Origin of the sequence: Paenibacillus sp. UMB7766-LJ446, from assembly GCF_030226665.1 — a bacterium.
Lineage (GTDB): Bacteria > Bacillota > Bacilli > Paenibacillales > Paenibacillaceae > Paenibacillus > Paenibacillus vandeheii.
This window is the reverse complement of record NZ_JASOYM010000002.1, coordinates 344,861-364,191: the sequence shown is the minus strand read 5'-3', so window position 1 is coordinate 364,191 and position 19,331 is coordinate 344,861. Positions and strand designations below refer to the sequence as shown.

The 19,331-nt window shown below is 46.4% G+C and carries 12 protein-coding genes and 1 pseudogene; 1 reads left to right on the top strand and 12 read right to left on the bottom strand.

The features are described from left to right. Positions 1–128: 128 nt before the first annotated feature. The 3 genes from QP794_RS06595 to QP794_RS06585 all read right to left on the bottom strand — a co-directional run bounded on the left by QP794_RS06595 (position 129) and on the right by QP794_RS06585 (position 5,520). A complete protein-coding gene (locus QP794_RS06595; protein ID WP_285075477.1) occupies positions 129–482 on the bottom strand; it encodes a VOC family protein in 354 nt (117 codons plus the stop codon). Between the two features lie 265 nt (positions 483–747). Then, on the bottom strand, positions 748–2,034 hold the full coding sequence (locus QP794_RS06590; protein WP_285075775.1) for a cellulase-like family protein: 1,287 nt from the start codon (positions 2,032–2,034) through the stop codon (positions 748–750). Positions 2,035–2,130: 96 nt separating this feature from the next. Next, the gene (locus QP794_RS06585; RefSeq protein ID WP_285075476.1) at positions 2,131–5,520 is read right to left on the bottom strand and encodes a DUF5107 domain-containing protein; all 3,390 of its coding nucleotides are present in this window, start codon (positions 5,518–5,520) and stop codon (positions 2,131–2,133) included. Positions 5,521–5,647: 127 nt separating this feature from the next. On the opposite strand from QP794_RS06585, the gene QP794_RS06580 reads away from it, so the two are divergent. Beyond that, positions 5,648–6,544, top strand: coding sequence for an AraC family transcriptional regulator (locus tag QP794_RS06580; RefSeq protein ID WP_285075474.1), 897 nt, complete (start codon positions 5,648–5,650; stop codon positions 6,542–6,544). A gap of 107 nt (positions 6,545–6,651) precedes the next feature. Here QP794_RS06580 and QP794_RS06575 read toward each other — a convergent pair whose 3' ends face one another. The 9 genes and pseudogenes from QP794_RS06575 to QP794_RS06535 form a co-directional block, all read right to left on the bottom strand. Then, complete coding sequence (locus QP794_RS06575) at positions 6,652–7,884, bottom strand: multidrug effflux MFS transporter (RefSeq protein ID WP_285075473.1); 1,233 nt, start codon at positions 7,882–7,884, stop codon at positions 6,652–6,654. 373 nt (positions 7,885–8,257) lie between these two features. Next, positions 8,258–9,525: pseudogene (locus tag QP794_RS06570) on the bottom strand (cytosine deaminase). Next, the gene (gene codB, locus QP794_RS06565) at positions 9,494–10,774 is read right to left on the bottom strand and encodes a cytosine permease (RefSeq protein ID WP_285075472.1); all 1,281 of its coding nucleotides are present in this window, start codon (positions 10,772–10,774) and stop codon (positions 9,494–9,496) included. The pseudogene QP794_RS06570 and the gene codB overlap by 32 nt, the downstream one beginning before the upstream one ends. A 388-nt stretch (positions 10,775–11,162) precedes the next feature. Continuing rightward, the gene (locus QP794_RS06560) at positions 11,163–13,424 is read right to left on the bottom strand and encodes an FAD-dependent oxidoreductase (protein WP_285075774.1); all 2,262 of its coding nucleotides are present in this window, start codon (positions 13,422–13,424) and stop codon (positions 11,163–11,165) included. Positions 13,425–13,443: 19 nt separating this feature from the next. Next, the gene (locus tag QP794_RS06555; protein ID WP_285075471.1) at positions 13,444–14,271 is read right to left on the bottom strand and encodes a carbohydrate ABC transporter permease; all 828 of its coding nucleotides are present in this window, start codon (positions 14,269–14,271) and stop codon (positions 13,444–13,446) included. 15 nt (positions 14,272–14,286) lie between these two features. Continuing rightward, a complete protein-coding gene (locus QP794_RS06550; RefSeq protein ID WP_285075470.1) occupies positions 14,287–15,171 on the bottom strand; it encodes a carbohydrate ABC transporter permease in 885 nt (294 codons plus the stop codon). A gap of 106 nt (positions 15,172–15,277) precedes the next feature. Then, positions 15,278–16,591 carry an ABC transporter substrate-binding protein gene (locus tag QP794_RS06545; RefSeq protein WP_285075469.1) on the bottom strand — a complete coding sequence of 438 codons (1,314 nt, stop codon included), beginning with the start codon at positions 16,589–16,591 and terminating at the stop codon, positions 15,278–15,280. Positions 16,592–16,684: 93 nt separating this feature from the next. Next, positions 16,685–17,452 (bottom strand): response regulator transcription factor, encoded by a 768-nt coding sequence (locus QP794_RS06540; RefSeq protein ID WP_285075468.1) that lies wholly within the window; start codon positions 17,450–17,452, stop codon positions 16,685–16,687. Further along, complete coding sequence (locus tag QP794_RS06535) at positions 17,437–19,140, bottom strand: cache domain-containing sensor histidine kinase (protein ID WP_285075467.1); 1,704 nt, start codon at positions 19,138–19,140, stop codon at positions 17,437–17,439. Before QP794_RS06535 ends, QP794_RS06540 begins: the two co-directional genes overlap by 16 nt. Positions 19,141–19,331 lie beyond the last annotated feature (191 nt).

Below are 19,331 nucleotides of genomic sequence, written 5' to 3'. Positions count from 1 at the left end.
ACTTTTTTATATAAGCATAACATCCGTGAAAAGAAAACCAACACTTCAAACCAATTCACAATAATTTTTAAAGAAAATGCTTTAATTTGAAGAGTAACCCGGCTTGTATGCACGCCCTGACAACTGATCTAATGTCTATGAGCAAGGATGTTGATCAGCTTACCAAATGGATCACGGACATAGAATCGACGAACGCCCCAGGGCTCATCCGTAAGATCATATTCTATTGTGTAACCAGCACTTTTCATGCGTTCATACACTACATCGACATCATCGACTTCAATCGAAAGATCAGGTGTAGGTGTATTGGAGCCACCTTGAGTGGCGATACTTATTTGAACGTTCTCCTTTCCGAGTAATCCGTATGTTTCAATCCAGCCATGATTCATCAATAAATCAAGTTCAAGCACGTCTTGGTAAAAGCTTTTTGCTGCTGAAATGTTCTGCGTATTAATATTAGTGACAATTCGTTTTACCCTCATTTTCAGAACCTCGATTCAAATCGTATATTCTTCGCAAGCCCAAAGCCAAATCCTTATTTTACATTATCATCTAGTACCACGTTATTCAATTGGAAACCAAGAAATCGGTTTTGAATAGGTTTTGTGATCCCTATCTTGATTGGTGGATGGATTCTACGTAGAAACGCAAAAGACCTTAGCTCGCTGTAATTTATACGGGCGCCAAGGTCTTTTAGATTTTGTTATTCCTTAAATATCTCATTAAAAATGCTACATCTATTCTCATCTATTTCGATTCAAGAATGTATCGATTCCATTTCTGCTGCCAGGCTATATCGTCCCAGAAGGGATGATGCGGCGCACAGTTAGAGCACAGAGTCATTCCCCAAAAACCAAGAGTCATTCCTTTTCGTACTGCGTACTCTGCAATAAATTTCCCGACAGGCCCTTCCTCAAATCCGGCTAACAGCGGCGTATAACCGACATAACCTTCTCCAATAACGACCGGTAATCCGGAATGAACGGCCCATTCGTGAGCTTCTTCCAAGCGCATATCTGCCTTTTGCAGCATAGCCAGCTTATGTTTACTATAATTGTCGTATAAAAAAAGATCCCATTTATCCGACTCCACCCAGTCATGCAGATAGAGCAGTTTTAGCCCTACCGGATTTCCTTCCATCCTCCATTCCTGGCCGCGCGGCAGCGTATACTCTTCGAATGGAGGCGCATCCTCCCGCAGGATCGATTGGACGAACAAGCCCGGAAAAGGCGCCTGCTCATCATCCAGTCCGGCTGCTTCGGTTAATTCATTCAATACCCCTTTGATATACAGATGGAAATGTGCAACCTGTAAATTTCCCGCTACATAACATTTGGGATATGCTTCGTTTAATGTATAGCTTGCTGTCATCAGGATATCCGGATGGGCCCTTCTGAGATATCCAACAGCCTCTTCAATATACGGCTGCATGGCTTCCACAAGAGCTGGTACATTGGATGGGACAATGCCTTGAGTGATTCCTATGGCGGTCAATTGCCCGAATTCCACCTCATTATGCAGCTCCGCATAAATAATCTGTTCATCGTATCCTTCCACTTTTAAATATCGGATAAGCTGATCCAGGGATTGGGCAATAGCCATAAACCGGTTTTCTGGAGCGATAGCAGCCAGCTCGTCGCGCAGTGCGGGAAAGGCCAGGAAGCTGGGGCTCTGTTGATATTCCCACGAAGATAACATGATATAACAACCATGGGCCTTGGCCTGTCTGAACAATTCAAGCAAATGCGCATGCCCATTCAGCACAGCGCCGCCCCGGCAGTTGTACCAGCGTGTCCGCTGCCCGATCTCTCCAAGGCTGCCAAAGTGTAGCGGGCCTGGCCGCTTGCCTTCCGCCGTGAACAGTAAGAAAGGCATCGCACAGATTCGGATCGTATTGTAGCCTCTCTCCACCGCTTCCTTAAATCTCGCCTCAAGATCGCTGTACGGCTCTCCCGGTAGGGTCATGGTGTACCAGGAGAAATCCCACATGGTGATGGTCAATTTGCGCGGCAACCTGCCAGGCACGACATCCATTAACATCACACCTTCTTTTTTGTTTTTAGCAATACCGTTTTCTTTCTCTATAAGCCAACCAATGGACAATATCTCATTGTTAATGAACTATCAAGGTTAAACTCCTTCGCGCAATTGCCGAGGATACCTTCTATGAACCATCGCCCCTTGATGATTAGGGTCCATTTCGAGAACCAACTCAAGTTCGGTTTCGGCTTCTTGATCACGGCCAAGCCCCAGAAGTCCCAAGCCTCTCATGTACCGGCAATGGATTACATTGCGACGGTTCAGGTCATCTTCAAATACCAGAAAGTCTGGCAAGGATACGGCAAAGTAATCCATTTTGATGTCATCAAACATATGCTTTTCAGCATAATCAATCAGTTTATTGAAACAGCGCTTGGCTTCCTTCGCGTTATGAAGCTTCAACCAAGCCAACCCCTGATAGAAGATCATCTCTGGCGGCTGATCGTTGTAGAACATCGCACTTGTCGGCTCAGCAAGCCCCTGTGAAGCTGTGGTGTAACTGGAGGTGGCTTCTGTTTCCCGCTGCAGACCTTCGTAGGCCAAGCCGAGATAATAATAAATATGATTCTCCTGAGTTCCTTCCAGCTTCCCTTCACCCAAATTCAACGGATAGACTAATGCTTGTTGTAAATGCTGAGCTGCTGCTTCATAATGACCGTTTTGCAGCGCTTGTTTACCAAGCTCGGTATGAGCCAACTTATATTGCCCTGTCACTTTCCCCTCTCCACCTTCCCACGGATGGAAATTGCGCTGAGTCAGGGCAGCAATTGCTTCTTGATAACATTCAGCATTGTTTAGCAGGGTTACGTATTCCACATACAGATCATCCCGTTTCTCGACCAGATCTCGCCTCTCTTCAAGGATATGGAGGCGTTCGTCTGCTGACCACGCGAGCTTTTTACGAAGCTGATCCAGTTCGAAGAAAATACGACCATCATTTGGTGCACAGGCAAAGGCCTGTTCAAGCGAAGTCAGAGCTGCTTGCGGATTGTTCTGTTTGTTGTAATAGGCCAACCCCAAATTGCGGTGTACAGTTGGATAATCATCTCGCAGCGCACGTGACTGCTCCCAGCTCGCAATCGCCTCGATTGGCCGTTTCTTATCATAATAGAAGTTTCCGAGATAGTAATGAGCCCTGTCGTCCTTCGGATTAGCATGAACAGCACTTTCCAGTAGCTCAAGTTCAAACAACGTGTTCGGGAAACAATAGGTTGGATTAGCCAATTGTCCCTTACGGCGAGCTTCATGAGCATGTTCATGTTGTCCGGTACGTTTATATAATTCTGCGAGTGCATAATGCAGCATGGGATAGACGGATTTTTCCGGGTTCACTATTCTTTCACCTACGGCAATGGCTTCTTCATAGAAACCGCTGTTCATATAGTCTGCGATGACATGCAAATAGTTATGATCATCATTTCTCATCAATCGCTGCAATTCAGACAGAATACCTTGTGCAGCAGCGTTATCCCCTAACGCTGTATGAGCCAAGGCCAACTCATTATAAGCTCCAAAATCCGCGACATCCAGTTCGATGGTCTCAAGCGCATAGCCTTTTGCTTTATCAATCAGCTCAAGCTTGCGCAGCAAAGCGGCTTTCAGATTACGTGCTTTGTAGTTTCGTGAATTACGGATGAGTGCACGCTCAATCTGCTCCAGTGCCTCGGCGTACTGGCCTTTCATGCTGGAAATCTGAGCTAGAGAAAAGTACCCTGCATCCTGCCACGCTGCCGACCATACCGATTTGTGAAAAGCAGTAAAAGCTTCATCCAAACGGCCTTGGCCACGAAGGGCTACTCCCAGCTGATAGTAGGCCTCGCTGTCATATGGGTTCGGATTGCGCCAGGTCAAACGCTCGATTGCTTTGCGGAAATATTGCTCGCTGTCTACATATAATCCACGGCGAAGCAGTAGGGTTCCATAAGCTACATTTAATCGGATATCACCGCTATCCCGATTCAAGCCTTCCAGATAGTAAGCTTCGGGTTCAAACGTAGCATGCCGATATTGCTCCAGATGCTGGCCCGCCAAATACAGCTCTTCGGTCGAACACAGTTGTTGTGGTGCTGTCAGTGGTCTTGCAGCTTCGGGGACCCGCTCAATATCCGGACGTTTCGGTTGATAGGAAATCAGTAATCTGCCTTCCCTATTTCGGACGGAAAGCTTCAAATCATGCTCCTGTTCCCCGCTTTCCAGCGGTACGACCTTCAGATATGCATCTACCGGGGACAATTTAACGGTTTCTTGTACATACCGGGTTGCTGCTCCACTCAACTCCACAATGGCATGATCAAGTTCAGAGGTTGCATATACCTTAATCACTGCCTCTCCGGCTTCAACGTCAACCTCCAGATTGACGGCTGCTTCAATGGAGGCATTTTTTACGACACCTATGTTTTTGTAAGGCATGAAATACTGGCTGAAGGTCTTCTCCTCGTAAGGTTGAAGCCAAGTGAAGTCTGGCTGATTGTCTGTGTACACTCCAGTCATGAGTTCAATGTACGGGCCATCCTCATCCGTCAATTGACGGTCCCACGCCTGACCGAACTCTCCGTTCCCCCAGGTCCACTGTTTCTTGCCGGGAGAAATATGATGATTCGCCACATGCAGCAATCCGGCCTCTACACTGTGATCATATGCACCGACGAAATTATAATCGGATTTGTAAGCCATATACGAAGTCGGAACCGGGATGTTCTTATACCGGGAAATATCTACGCCTTCCGAATAATCCTGTTTGTAATAGGTTCCGGTAGCGATGGGGAAACGCGAGACATCCCTTTTACCATGATCAAATACAGCCGTTACGTCTGGAGGAAACACGGATTGCGTATATTCATTAACCGCTACAGCCGGATTTGCCCACCACAGGAAGGTCTGCGGCTCAGATGTCCGGTTGTATAATTGAGCATTGATCTCCAAGTAAGCCTTGTCCGGATAGAGCTTGAAGGCCACTGTAACTTTCGTGCCGTACATCCGGTCAATCTCACTTACCCATACTGCAGCACTGCCATCTTCCGTTGCTTCGTATTTGTATTCAACCGGACCGAACGTATTAGGGCGGTGATGCTGGGGCCAGTTAAATTCAATTCCCCCGGAGATCCAAGGACCGGTAAGGCCCACTAACGCAGGCTTAATGACGCGGTTATAATAGACGAAGTCATAATTGTTCGTCTTATCAAGCGCGCGGTAGATTCTGCCCCCGATTTCTGGCATGACCTCAATACGGATATATTGATTTTCCAGAATAACCAATTTGTAATTTTTATCATGCTTCACATCCGATATACTCTCAATCACCGGATGCGGATACACACGGCCGGAACTTCCCTGATAGACTCTTTTCTCCAGAAACATAGGATTGGGGTCAGCTTTCCCCGCCTCATATGTAGGTATCAACACGTTTGTTTCCCACACTTGAACTTGACTAGATCCGGTTGGTTTCTCCTCCAGCGTACGATCCACAGCCTCATGCTTCATGTTAGAACGGCCTCCCTTAACTTGATAGTTATACTGTATCTTCTGGCAAGAAAGGTTCCAATTGACGAAATGCGGGAAGTGATGGATTATATTCTTATTCTGATTATTAATTACGGGGGTAACTGGAATGAGTCCTGATCATATACGCAAGCCTGAAGGATTTGTAGAGGAAAAGTTATATGTACTTCCGGAATATTGGATGAGAGAACTGGAACAGGAGGAACTGACTTCTACTTTATTTATTACGGATATCGGTTATTTTGCTAATGCTCAATATCATTTCAGGGAGCGTCTGGAAGGCAGCTCGTCACATATTTTCATCTTTTGCGACGCGGGAGAAGGATGGGTCGAGCTGAATCATGGAGAACGATTAATCATGCAGCAAGGCGATATGGTGATAATCCCACCCGAAACTGCACACCGTTACGGGGCAATGCAGGAAGATCCATGGAGTATATACTGGTTTCATTTCAAAGGAAGTCATGCGAATAGATTGGTGAAGATGTTTGGTTTGTCTAACGCTTCACTCTCTTTATCACCAAGCGGCAAAGCCCGTTTAATGGAATGGTTCGTACCTACCTATGAAATGCTTGCCGAGCGGACATACGCCCTGACTACCCATGTACATGTGGCCCAAACTACAAGACAGCTGCTCTCCGGGATTGGCTTGAATGCCATCAAATCGGCACAAGAGAAGAAACGTGAAACTTATTTGGAACAGGCGATTCAATACATGAATGTACATATGAGTGGTTCTATTTCTCTAACGGAATTGGCTAATCATGTCGGGGTATCGAAACAGCATCTGATCTTTCTATTTAATTCTGAAACTGGCATCGCTCCGATCGAATATTTCCTGCGGCTCAAAATTCAGCGGGCTGGTCATCTTCTCGATCTTACCGAAATGAGCATCAAGGAAGTCAGCTCCGCAGTGGGCATCAGCGATCCCTATTATTTCTCCCGGCTTTTCAAGAAGATATCGGGATTCTCCCCTTCCAGCTATCGGAAGATTCCAAAAGGCTAGTCCGCGGAAGTCCCACCCTTCTTTCCTTGATTACACACAATAAAAAAACCGTTGAATCTTTGAATTAAAGTTCAACGGTTTTAAATTCAACTAGGATCAACATATTCTCAATTAAAATCAGGATCAGACTGCGTATGTTGAGGCGTGTGATGCGAGACTTTTTTAACTAATAGGAAGTACGTGAGAATCGCAACGAGACTGGTCATTAATAAAGTGAATCCTAACGGGACCGCAGTGTCTTCTCCTGCAATACCTACCAGAGGAGCCACCAACGCGCCTAGAAGAAAGGGAACAACGCCGAGCAATGCTGCTGCACTTCCGGCCATCTTGGCTTGGCTCTCCATGGCAAGCGGGAATGCCGCAGTAGACGTAATACCTATGGAACAAACAAAGAAGAACAATGGAATGACCAAAGCGAAAAGCGGGCCATGAGCTATAGTTACCGCCAAAGCAGCAACGCTTGCCACTAAAGCAAGCCACAGTCCAGATAATAGAAGGGTCTGCTCAGGTATACGTTGTGCCAATCGACCTACGATTTGTGAACCGATGATCAAGCTGATTCCGTTGGAAGCAAACAATATAGCGAATACAGTAGGTGTGACTCCATAAATATTTTGGTAAATAAACGGCGTACCTGCTACATATGCAAAGACCCCTGCCGTCATGATTCCCTGTGCCAGCATGTAACCAACAAACTTGCGGTCACGTAGAAGCGTTTTGTAGTTCCCCAACTGTTGTTTGAAGTCAGGGGCCATACGTCGTTCAGGTGGGTTTGATTCCTTCAAACCCCATTTTGTCATGATTAATAAGAAAATGCCCAAAACTGAGAGTGAGATAAACACACCAATCCATGTCGTGAATGAAAGAATACCACTTCCAGCGATCGGTGCTGCCAAAGGTCCCAAATTCCCCACAAGCAAAAGTAGAGAGAAGAATTTAGTGAGTTCATGGCCACTGTAAAGGTCTCTAGCTATCGCACGAGAGATAACAATCCCTGCTGAAGCCGCAAATCCTTGAGTGAAACGGAACAAAATCAATAGTCCGATATTAGGAGCAAAAGCGCACGCCAAGGAACAAATAATATAGGCTGCCATGGAGATTAACAGCGGTTTACGTCTACCGTGAGCATCACTCAAAGGACCCATAACGAGTTGTCCCATACCTAGCCCTAATAAACAAGCTGTAAGACTAAACTGTACGAGTGATGCGTTTGTATTGAAGTTTTTTGCAATCTCAGGAAATGCCGGTAAATACATATCAATCGTAAATGGACCTAATGTTGAAAATAAACCCAGCAACAATGCCAGACCATATACATTCCAATTATTACTCTTTGTCATTATTCTATAAATCTCCAATTCATTACTTCATTTATTTTATTTGAATCCCCGTTGCCATACATTTTGCGTTCATTCCTTTTCCTGTTCACACCCCCATTAGTTTAAAGGCGAAGAATTCAAATGAGTTTGATCTATCTACGGTTTTTCATAGATTTAGTTTGATCCTAACAAATTGTAACTGCCCTACCCCAGAAAAGCCACTTATTTTTTCTTTCATATTCGGAGTATAAGACATAGAGTTAACTGTAAGTCAAATCATAATTTTAAAGCAGATTAAGCAAAAACACCTCCAAGAAGATCTCCCTATCTGTCGACAAGGTTTCATTTTCTTGAAGGTGCTTTGATTTTGATTTGTCTCAATCAAAACATTGAATTATTTATTGAACGTGACATTCTCCGAACCGCCCTCAAAAATAATAGACGAGTCCCGCGGCTTCGTTTCCGCGATTTTACGGCCACCTCTGTACGAATAAAGTACGCCGGCCTGTTTGCGAATAGCCTCATATTCGTTCTCTGCTTCAAGAACGATGAAGTTGGCAGGCTTACCTTCTTCAATGCCGTACACATCTTCGATATGCAGCGTTCTTGCGCTATTTTTCGTAATAAGATCGATCGAGTTCACGATTTGGTCGTAACCGAGCAGCTGTGAAGCATGGATGCCCATGTGCAGCACCTGCAGCATGTTGCCCGTACCTAGCGGATACCATGGATCGAAGATGTCATCGTGACCAAAGCACACGTTAAGGCCGGCTTCCTGCAATTCTTTGACCCGAGTAAGCCCTCTTCTTTTCGGATACGTGTCGAACCGTCCCTGCAGGTGGATGTTGACGAGCGGATTGGAGACGAAATTCAGGTCAGCCATCTTCAGCAATCTGAACAATTTGTACGTATAGGCATCATTGTATGACCCCATCGCCGTTGTATGGCTTGCCGTCGTGCGGGAGCCCAGTCCGCGTTCATAGGCTTCTTTGGCAACGACTTCCACGAAACGGGATTGCTCGTCATCAATTTCGTCGCAATGGATGTCGATAAGACGGTCGTATTTTTCGGCGAGATCGAACGCGACCTTCATCGAATCGACGCCGTATTCCCTTGTAAATTCGAAGTGTGGAATACCGCCGACCACGTCAACGCCCATTTTCAGCGACTCTTCCAGCAACTCCACACCGTTCGGATAAGAGTGAATGCCCTCTTGAGGGAAAGCAACAAGCTGGATATCCATGTAGGGTGCCATTTCTTCTTTTACTTCTAGCATCGCTTTAACAGCGGTAAGGCTTGGATCGGTGACATCCACATGCGTCCGTACGTGCTGGATGCCCTGGGCCATTTGCAATCCAGTGCCGTTTTGGAACGTATTTTGACGTCTTCATGCGTCAGGGAAGCCTTGCGTTCCGACCAGCGCTGGATGCCTTCGAACAGCGTTCCACTCAAATTCCATTCCGGTTCACCTGCCGTTAACGTAGTATCCAGATGAATATGAGGTTCAATGAACGGCGGCAGTACAAGTGAACCGTTGACGTCAAGTACTTCCTCATTTGCCGTTGCTTGCAGCTCCTGCGTAATTTGTACGAACTTCCCGTCCTTCACGACTATATTCCATAGACCTTCTTTACCCCGCAATTTTGCGTTCTGTATAATCATTCATTTTCCCCTTTTCTTTGTTGGATTCTTTCGAAGGAACGATCAGCATCAGCACGATGTAGGCCACCGCCGTACCGATCAGTGCATTTAAAGGTGTTACTCCTGGGGCCAGCTGGGCAAATGCAACACCGATGGCCCAAGCTGCCATCGCTACCCAGTTTACCGTTTTAAAAGTCATGTCGGCAAACGGTTTATAGTTTCTGCCCTTCACGAAGAAATAGTCCGCGATGATAATGGCGCCGATCGACGGTATTGCCGCGCCCAGCACATTCAGGAAACTCACGAAATTGTTGTACATCCACATGGCAAATACGGTACCCACGATGCCATTGACGATAACGAAGAATTTTTTCGAAATTTTAGTGATATTGGCAAAGCCCAACCCGGAAGCGTATAAGGCATTATCGTTGGTCGTCCAGATATTGAGTCCAAGTACGATGATCGCGGGAATGAGCAAGCCTTGCAGGAACATGACCTCCGAGATATCTGCCAGGTTATAAGCCATTGCACCGACTGCACCGAACAGGAACATAAGGGAGTTCCCCAGAAAGAATGCAATGACAGTTGCTGTAACCGCCTGCCGGGACGTCCGGGAGAATCGGGCAAAATCGGGCGTCAGCGTTCCGCCACTAATGAATGACCCGATACAAATGGTTAATGCTGCTGCCGCAGTGAGCGACTGTGACGGGGTGTAATCGAGCATGCCTTCCAGACCGCCCAATGTACCTGCACCTTCAAACATGGAGTAACCGCCGAGAATGGCAATCGCCGGAACTGCGATATAACCCAGGATGACGAGTGACTTCATGCCGAAGATGGCTGATGCCGTCATGGCTAGACCAAACAGTAAGATCAACAGGTACACGTTCCAATCCATCGCTTTGGCGACCGGAATCGCGAACATGGCCACACCTACCCCGAACCATCCAACCTGTGTGAAGCCGAGCAGGAACGAAGGCAGGTATGATCCTTTCTCACCGAACGCGTATTTGGCCAGCAAGTGTGTGGACAGCCCCATTTTGGCGGCGATATGTGCCAGCGCTCCCGTATAGATACCGAGCACCAGATTTCCCGCAAGCACGATGCCGATGAACTCCATGAACGTCAAGCTGACTCCAAGCGTCCCCCCCGCCAGCATGCTTGCCGAGAAGAAAGTGAATCCCAGCATTACGGCTAACGTCTTCCAAAAATGGTTTCTCTGTGCTTTCGGCACCTCTTGCCACGAAAACTCTTGATCTTGTTTGCTCATCAGAATACCCCCAACTTAAAGTGTCCTGATACCAAAAAAAGCAGAAAAAAAGAGGCTACTTGTCAAGTCTCAAACTGACAAGTAGCCTCTTTTTTACATCATAACCCGCGCGAAGACACAGAGCATCCCTGACGGGATATGCCCTGATTCACGCGTGATTACAAAAATCCGCTGCCCTTGCCAGCCTCTCTGGACTGAATTAAAGGTACCAGTATTCAATTACATCCCATTATTTTCGAAAAACCTATCGTTGTCAATGTCATTATTATCCAAAATAATTAAAAACCCTCATTAACCAGCATCGTCTACTTTACTATGAAACGCCGTAAATGTTGGTTTGATGCTGATCGGCATCAGTCCTCCATGTTATCCGTCTAAAAGTATTTTTTTATTTTCTATGAACATCATATAATCGAATTTCAATCACTTCTGCCCGATCTCCGCCGTGCGTTTCATTAATGACAACTCTAATCCGGTCTGATTGTATCGGATTCTCAAGTCGATGGATCTTTTTGCGAGCACGGTTATGGTTATCACCAGCAAGCGTTTCCCACTCCCCATTTATATATGCCTGCACCTCATAGGTCTTAACCATCTCCGGAATAATCAAAAACGGTGTTTCGTGATGATGCAAATTAATCAAATCCTCATTAACATCGTCATTAAAGGTAAGGTGGATTTCCCGGATATCCACTGGTTCTGGAAGCTTGACTTCAATCCATTCTTCACTGTCGTTTGCGATTGGCTCCGATACCCACAGCTGCGGACCGCCAAACGGACGAACGTAGCCGTTGATGACTTTATCAGGTGAATAAGCGCCGGTCTCAACTGCAAAACAGAATGGTTTTCGGACAAGGCCCTTCATTGACCATTCGATAACGGGCTGATCCGGCTGATGATCCTCCAGATCCGAGCTGACTATGGGTTTGACTCCCCGCTCGAATGCGAGGACGCCGCTAACCGGGACAGCTGATTTAAATAGACTGACTGCCTCATTCGCACGAACAATGATAAATACATTACAAGGATCGCCTCCAAACATTGCACAATCTGCAGGCACATCCAGCCATTGTTGTTCACCTATATCGACCTGGATCTGCAAAGCTTGTTTGAAGTTTGCCGGTACATAATTCTCAGGGCGACCCGTATCCCACAGTTCTATAGTCAGACTTGTCGCCTCATGGGCGGAGACCAAGAGAGTCAATCCTTCAAACCCACCATCGGCCGGAAACAGCCATCCAACGTCAGCGACCAGACGGTACTCCTCGGAAGGTTCATTGATGCAAATTCGGGTCATCGTGCTTGAAGCCGTGATGGTTCCCTTTCTCGCAAGGTCAGCAGAATCAACATTGCGCAAACCTATAATCGATGCGTCGGTCCGCAGCATCGTTTGCTGCAATTCGGTCATATGCTGCTCACGCAGTTCACGAGGCGTGATACCCTTGATTACCGACAAGGCAGCGCCTACACCTGCCGCTTCCCCCATTACCGCACAAGTTGCCATGACACGGGTTGTTCCGAATGCAACATGCGATGCACTGATATTACGTCCCGCAAACAGCAGATTGCTGACATTCCGGGAGTACAGACATCCGAACGGAATATGATAAATGCCATCGGCATGCAGATGCTTGGAGCCGCTCTCGGTTGCATACATCCCTTGTGGGGGATGCAGGTCGATGGACCAACCGCCAAAGGCGACCCGGTCTTCGAATGAGCGCTGAGAGATGACATCATTTTGCGTCAGGATCGTATCACCAAGGAAGCGGCGGTATTCGCGTTTGCCTGGAATCGAGCCTACCCATTCCAGCGTCATATTCTCGGCTTGAAACTTGCCGGAGTTCTTAATATAATCCCAAATGCCATAAATAACAGACCATAACTCATCCCGGATCTGCTCGTTCTCATGTACCGTATCCAGCTCACCGCCCCATTCAATCCACCAGTAATGGCAGCCGGAATCTCCGCTGCGGATCACACGCTTTATCGGAATAGAGGTTGTCGTAATGTCTTTAGCAAACGATGGAGCAACAAATCGTACCGGTTTTCCGGTATCTTTCGTATAGAACAACATTGTACTGCCTAGCGTAATATCATCAGCAACATCCGGTGCCCATTCTTCACCGAACTCATGTCGAGCTTCACGACCAATCCGGTATGCTGCTCCAGCGAGAAATCCGATGAGTCCGTCACCTGTACAATCTAGGAACATCTCGCTTTCAAACGTAATCTCACGCTCGGAGCCCATCATCCAGCCCTTCACCCTGCGAATGATCCTTGCATTCTTCTCACCGTCTGCTTCTACTTCTCTAACATCCGTATTCATAAACAGCGTCAGGTTAGGCTCGGCTCTTACCGCCTCCAGCAGCGTAATGTCCCACAAATACGGATTTCCTTCCGGGTTCCGGTATTGATTCTGAATGAACAACTCACCCATAATGCCGGTCTCCCGGGCATAACGGTTCACGCCATGCCCAGTTGCACCACATACCCATACACGTACCTCCGAGCTGGAGTTGCCGCCAAGTACAGGACGATTATGCACGAGCGCAACCTTTTGTCCTAATCTTGCCGCTGCAATAGCAGCACAAATCCCGGAAAGTCCTCCGCCAATGACCGTAACATCGAATGATATCGTTTCGCGTTTCATCATATAAGCCTCCTTTGGATTAGCCTTTTACAGCCGAACTGGATACGCCTTGAATGATATATTTCTGACCAAGCAGAAAGATCAAAATCATAGGGATGATTGCTGCCGAAGAAGCTGCCATCATGCCGTTATAGTCTACGTTGTTTTCCAGTACGAAATTTTGTAGACCTAGAGGAATTGTATAAAGCTTTGGACTCTGTAAGAATACCAGCGCATTCTCATAATCATTCCATTGCCAGGAAAAATCGATAATGGCAAACGTTGCAAGCGCGGGTTTGGCTAACGGCAACACCAGTTTGAAGAAAATTCGAAAATGACCGGCACCATCGAGAAACGCAGATTCTGTAATCTCCTTCGGGATACTGAGAAAGAATTGGCGCAGCATAAAAACGCCAAAGATCGAGAACATGGCAGGCAGTATTAATGCCCAATGCGTGTTATAAATATGAAGCCAGTTAAACAGGATAAACTTCGGAACAAAAACGACTTGAGGAGGAATCATCATCATGGATAGATACACCAAGAAGAGTGTATTGCGTCCCTTAAATTCCGTACGTGCAAAGCCATAAGCCGCAAAAGCAGACATAAAAACGGCACCCGCTGTACCAATCACGGCAATCTTAAGGGAGTTCAAATAGTAAGGAAAAAAACTATAGTTTCCTGTCCAGATCCGCTTATGACTGGTCCAGTCCAGCTTCGAAGGGAGCCATTGGCGGAATACTTCACTTGGGGTCTGGAAGGAAGTACTGAGCATCCATAAAAAGGGGACGATCATAAACAACCCTGCAATCAGCATAAGGATTGTGACGGAAAGCTTAACCGAGCGTATCTTAGTTGTTCTAAACATAGAGCCATCTCCTCTCTAGTAATGGACCCAGCGTTTTTGGCCGACCCATTGAATAATGGTAATGATGAGAATAACCGCAAACAGGAACCAGGAAATGGTTGACGCATAACCCATCTCATAATAACTAAATGCCGTTTTGTAGACGAACAGCGACAGAATCGTGGTGCTTCCGCTTGGCCCGCCGCCTGTAATCGCCTGGATGAGAGAGAAGGATTTGATGGTCATAATCAGCCCCGTGATCAAAAGCATAAATGTGGTTGGACTCACAAGCGGCCATACAATTCTCCATGTAATAGTCGCTCTCCCTGCACCGTCGATACGTGCCGCTTCAAGCTGCTCGGTCGAAATCTCCTGCAGGGCCGCCAAATAGATAATCATGTTGTAACCTAACATAAACCAGATTTGCACAACGTCGATTGCATACATCGCCGAGCTTGAATCGGCGAACCATCCTGGAGGTGATGCAATTCCGATAAAACGAAGGGCTTGATTTATTGGCCCCTGGGACGGCTGGAACAGCAGCATCCATACAAAAGCAACAGCAACCCCGCTTGAGATGTATGGCAGGAAGAACATTCCTCTAAGCAATCCCTTCAAATACACGTTCCGGTTGAGCACAAGGGCAACAAGAAACGCAATGGCTAATGAGACGGGAACGGACAGCAGGAATATGAGCGTATATTTGATTGAAGCATAGAACTGATCATCACCAAAAAGGCGTTTGATATTATCTAATCCGATGAACGTCCAATTCGGATTAGCGAATTGATAGTCCGTGAACATCATAAAGAAGGAGTACAAGGCAGGCAGAATAAAAAATGCCAGAATACCCAGCATATTAGGCAAAATAAATGCGTAGCCAACCCAGCCTTGTTTCCGAATCCAGCTGTTCCTTTTCACAGAAAACGCCGCCTTTCTTCTCGTATGGAACGTTGTAGATACAACAAAGAGAGAAGAAGGAAGCGGAAGATCCTTCTTCTCTCTTAAGGATATTATCGATATTCGATTATTTGATATAATCCTGATGGCGTTTGGCCATATTCTTAAGCGTTGTATCGATATCCTGCTCATTCAGGAAGTATTTCTCGTATTCTTCCTTGCGGGCATCCAGTGCTTGCTGCGGTACATTCAGCTGGAACGATGGGAACTCACCGAACACTACGCTATTCATGGACTCTGTATCGTATTTGTCTTCAACACCCTTGAGCAGTAAGTCCATTGCCTGCTTGTTATCAACACTCTTTGAGGATGGAAGGCGTCCCCCGCTTGCCATCGGCAGCATTCCGCCGTCGGCATACCACTTTGCGAATTTCCATGCCGCATCCTGATGCTTGGATTTTGCATTAACGGAGAGCATGTCACCTAAACCGCCCGCATATTTATAATCCTTTTGATCGGCGGATACTTTCGGAATCGTTGCGAATGCGATTTTGAAGTCATGCGGAAATTCCTTCAGGTTATTGGCGTTGCGGAAAATAAATTCTCCTGCGGCTAACATGGCTGCTTCGCCTTTCAGGAACATGGTATCTACCGGCATCTTGCTTGTTACTTGTTCTCCATATTCCGGTGTCGATTTGTCCACAAACATCATGTCATGCACGATTTGAAGCTGCTTTTTCCAAAGGTCATTATTGAAGTTAGATGTTCCTTCCGGTGTGGTTACGCCAAGACCCGCGATGGTACCATCAATTGCAGCGGTAAAGGCAGCATCATGCTGCATTAGACCGTACACATTCGATTTTGTTAGCGCTTTCGCATATTCTCTCAAGTCGTCCCAGGTCCAATCGACGGGAGGAATCGGTAAACCGGCTTCATCCAGCATGCTTTTGTTTAGCCAGATGAACAACATATTTTTCTTTGTCGGGATGCCATAGTATTTATCTCCTATTTTCCATTGAGCGGCATCCACTCCCATTTGCTCGTCGATGTTGTAATCTGTTCTGCTGCTCAGATCCAAAGCGACTCCTGCATCAACACGCTTCTGTAAGCGGTTAATCGTGTAGTTGATAAATAAATCCGCATCCTGACCCGTCATGAGCGCTGTATCCAGCTTCAGGTTGCCGGGGTCATCATTTACATAACGGAAGTACTCGACCTGAATATCTGGATTTTCCTTATTCCAGCTGTCAATCACTTCTTGAGGTCCAGCCTCGGCAGGAACAGCTCCCCAAAGCGTGAGGTTGATAGTTTCACCAGAATTTTCATTTGCCGATCCTGCATTTACTCCCTCGTTGCTGCTGTTAGCGTTTCCGCACGCGCTGAGCATCGAAGCTGCCAAGGTCGTAATCAAAGCTGCTTTTAACCAATTTCTACGTTTCATGTACTGTCCCCCTTATCGAGTTGATAAGCTGCTTGCTACGTCTTTAACTTTATCACCAGCCTGCCATTGGGGGTATGAACGGTGTTTGGATAATCATAGAACGATTTTTTGTTCTTTCCGGTATTCGTTCGGGGTCGATCCGGACCACCGTTTGAATATTTTAATAAAATAATTGTCGTTCTCGAAGCCTACCAACCGGCCAATTTCACTAACTGTTTTCTCCGTCTCTGTCAGCAGCATTTTTGCTGCTTGAACACGGCGGTTTTGAATAAAATGCGTCATCGTGATCCCCGTCTTTTTCTTGAATAAGTCACTAACATAACTGGCATCCATGCGAACATATTCAGCCAATCTCTTTAATGTCACATCCTCGGCGAAATGCTCCTCAATGTAGGTGATCATTCGATTCAGCTCCGGATGATCCGTTGGTTCTTGGGCAGTCTTATCTGGGAACCACTTATCCGCAAGGCGAAGCTTATCCATTCTTGTCAGTTCTCCGGCTACTTTGTCCATGGTTTGCGTAAGTTCCTTCAAATCCAGTGAAAGTTTCATCAGATAACCCGAGGCACCGTATTCCAACGCTTGTCTGGCATATTCGAATTCACTTACTGCCGTCAACATAACGAACCGACAATCGTAGCCTTCCTTTCTCGTCAGCTGGAGTAACCGGACACCATCCATTAACGGCATGAAAATATCCGAAATGACCACATCAGGCTGCTGTTCACGGATCAACTGCAACCCCTCCTCGCCGTTTACCGCCTCGCCTATAATTTCAAACGGGACATTCGCCTTCGCAAACAATTTGCGTAAGCTTGCTCTCGCGTACTGTTCATCTTCAACGATCAATGTGCGCCACAATTGGTGTTCCCCTCCTTCAAATATGGTTTGGATAACAATAATGGGAAATGCATGATAACCTTCGTTCCTTCGTCCGTCGACTCCAATCGAAGTCCTGTTGGCTGGTTCTTAAACATAAGCTCCAAGCTTTCTCGAAGGTTTTGTACGCCAATGCTTTTTCGTTTCCGGTAGGACTGATTCGCCTGCGATTTCTTAATCCCCATGCCATTATCCACAACTTCCAAGATAAGCAGTGAATGGTCGCATGATGTACGAATGTCGATCCGCCCCTCAAGCTGTGTTTGACCAAACCCGTGAATCAACGAATTTTCTACCAGCGGCTGCAGGCAAAATTTCGGAATCAGTGCATACTCCAGATCCCTGGACACTTCATAGTGGAGCTCAATACCATGTCCAAATCGTTTCCGTTGGATATCCATATAGGATTCAATGAGTACAATTTCCTCCTTCAGCAGAATAAGGTCAACCTCCAAATTCAGCGTTGTTTCTAATATTTTTCCTAGTGATACACAAATCTCGTAAATCTCATCTTCGTCTTTATCCAGTGCAATGCTCTTAATTGTATTCAGCGTATTCAGCAAAAAATGTGGATTCATCTGACCCAGCAACACCTGAAATCGGACAAACTGCTTTTGCCGCTCCTCAAGCTTTAACTGCTCCAACAAATTATTGATGTCTGCGATCATGAAATTGAAGCTTCGGGTTAGCGCCAGCAATTCACCTCTGCCCTGTTCCGGCAGCTTTGTCTTCAAATTCAATTTCACTGTGGTCTCCATCTTGCGTTGAAGTTGCTTTAATGAACCGGTAACGGTTGAAGAAATGAGGTAAGTTAACAGCACAAACAGCAGCAGGATGGCACCGTATACGGTATAAAACCTCAGCTTCTGTTTGTTCACCTCTTCAAATAACAAGGAAAGAGGTATCTTTTTTACAAGATAACCATCAAGCTCTTGAATTTTGCTATAGGTATACAGCATGTGATTGTTCACAATGGATTGCGAGGAGGAATCCTGTCCCTGTCCCTGGCCTTGGCTCTGACTTGCTGTCGCTATGGCAGATGACACGGTAGAGGGCACGTCCTCCCCTAACTTTGATTGAAGCATCGTATTTCCATGTCCGTCCAGCAGAAAATAGGCTTCTTCCCTATCGCTGCCGAATGGATTTTTTTTCGTTTTATCCTGAAACCATTCTTCATAATCGAAACTAAAACGTCCGTAGGCGAATGGTTGTAATCCGTCGTCCCGCAGCACTTCATAAAGGCTCAGCATCCGATTACCTTTTCTCTCACGAACGCCGGTCGTCAGATCATTGGATTTCCATACGTACCGCTGTCCCTCAGCCCTCTTTAGCTCCTGTACCCAGGGCTCGGTGCTGATGTGGGCATAGTTCAGAGAATTCTCCGGCGTATATGATGTGTAAGCGTTTCCTTTTAAATCGATCAATGTGTAGAATACCGTAGCACCCGTAAGGAAAAAGCTGTTTTCAATACTGGCGAATTTATTTTCCACAATCCGCTTTCGATGGATGGCATCGTATAATTCCGGCTTCTGCATCACTTCGCGAAGGACAGAATCCTGATCCAGCAACATCCCAGTCTTCATCACAAGACTCATCAAATCGATAAGATCGGCTTTGATGCCTTCGAGCTGCTTGACGTTACTGTCCGAAGCGTCCCGCTGAAGCATCATTTCTGTTTCTCGGAAGTTGTAGAGGAATAATATGGCTATGGGCGCGAGGAGAAATAACAGGAAGGAAAATAATATTCGGTGTTTAAAGGTGCCAGGGGTTATTCGTTGCAGCCATCTGGTCCACATGATTATTGCTCAGCCCTTCCATCGGTGTATACCTCCCAATTTACTGAAAGTTACGCCTGATCGCA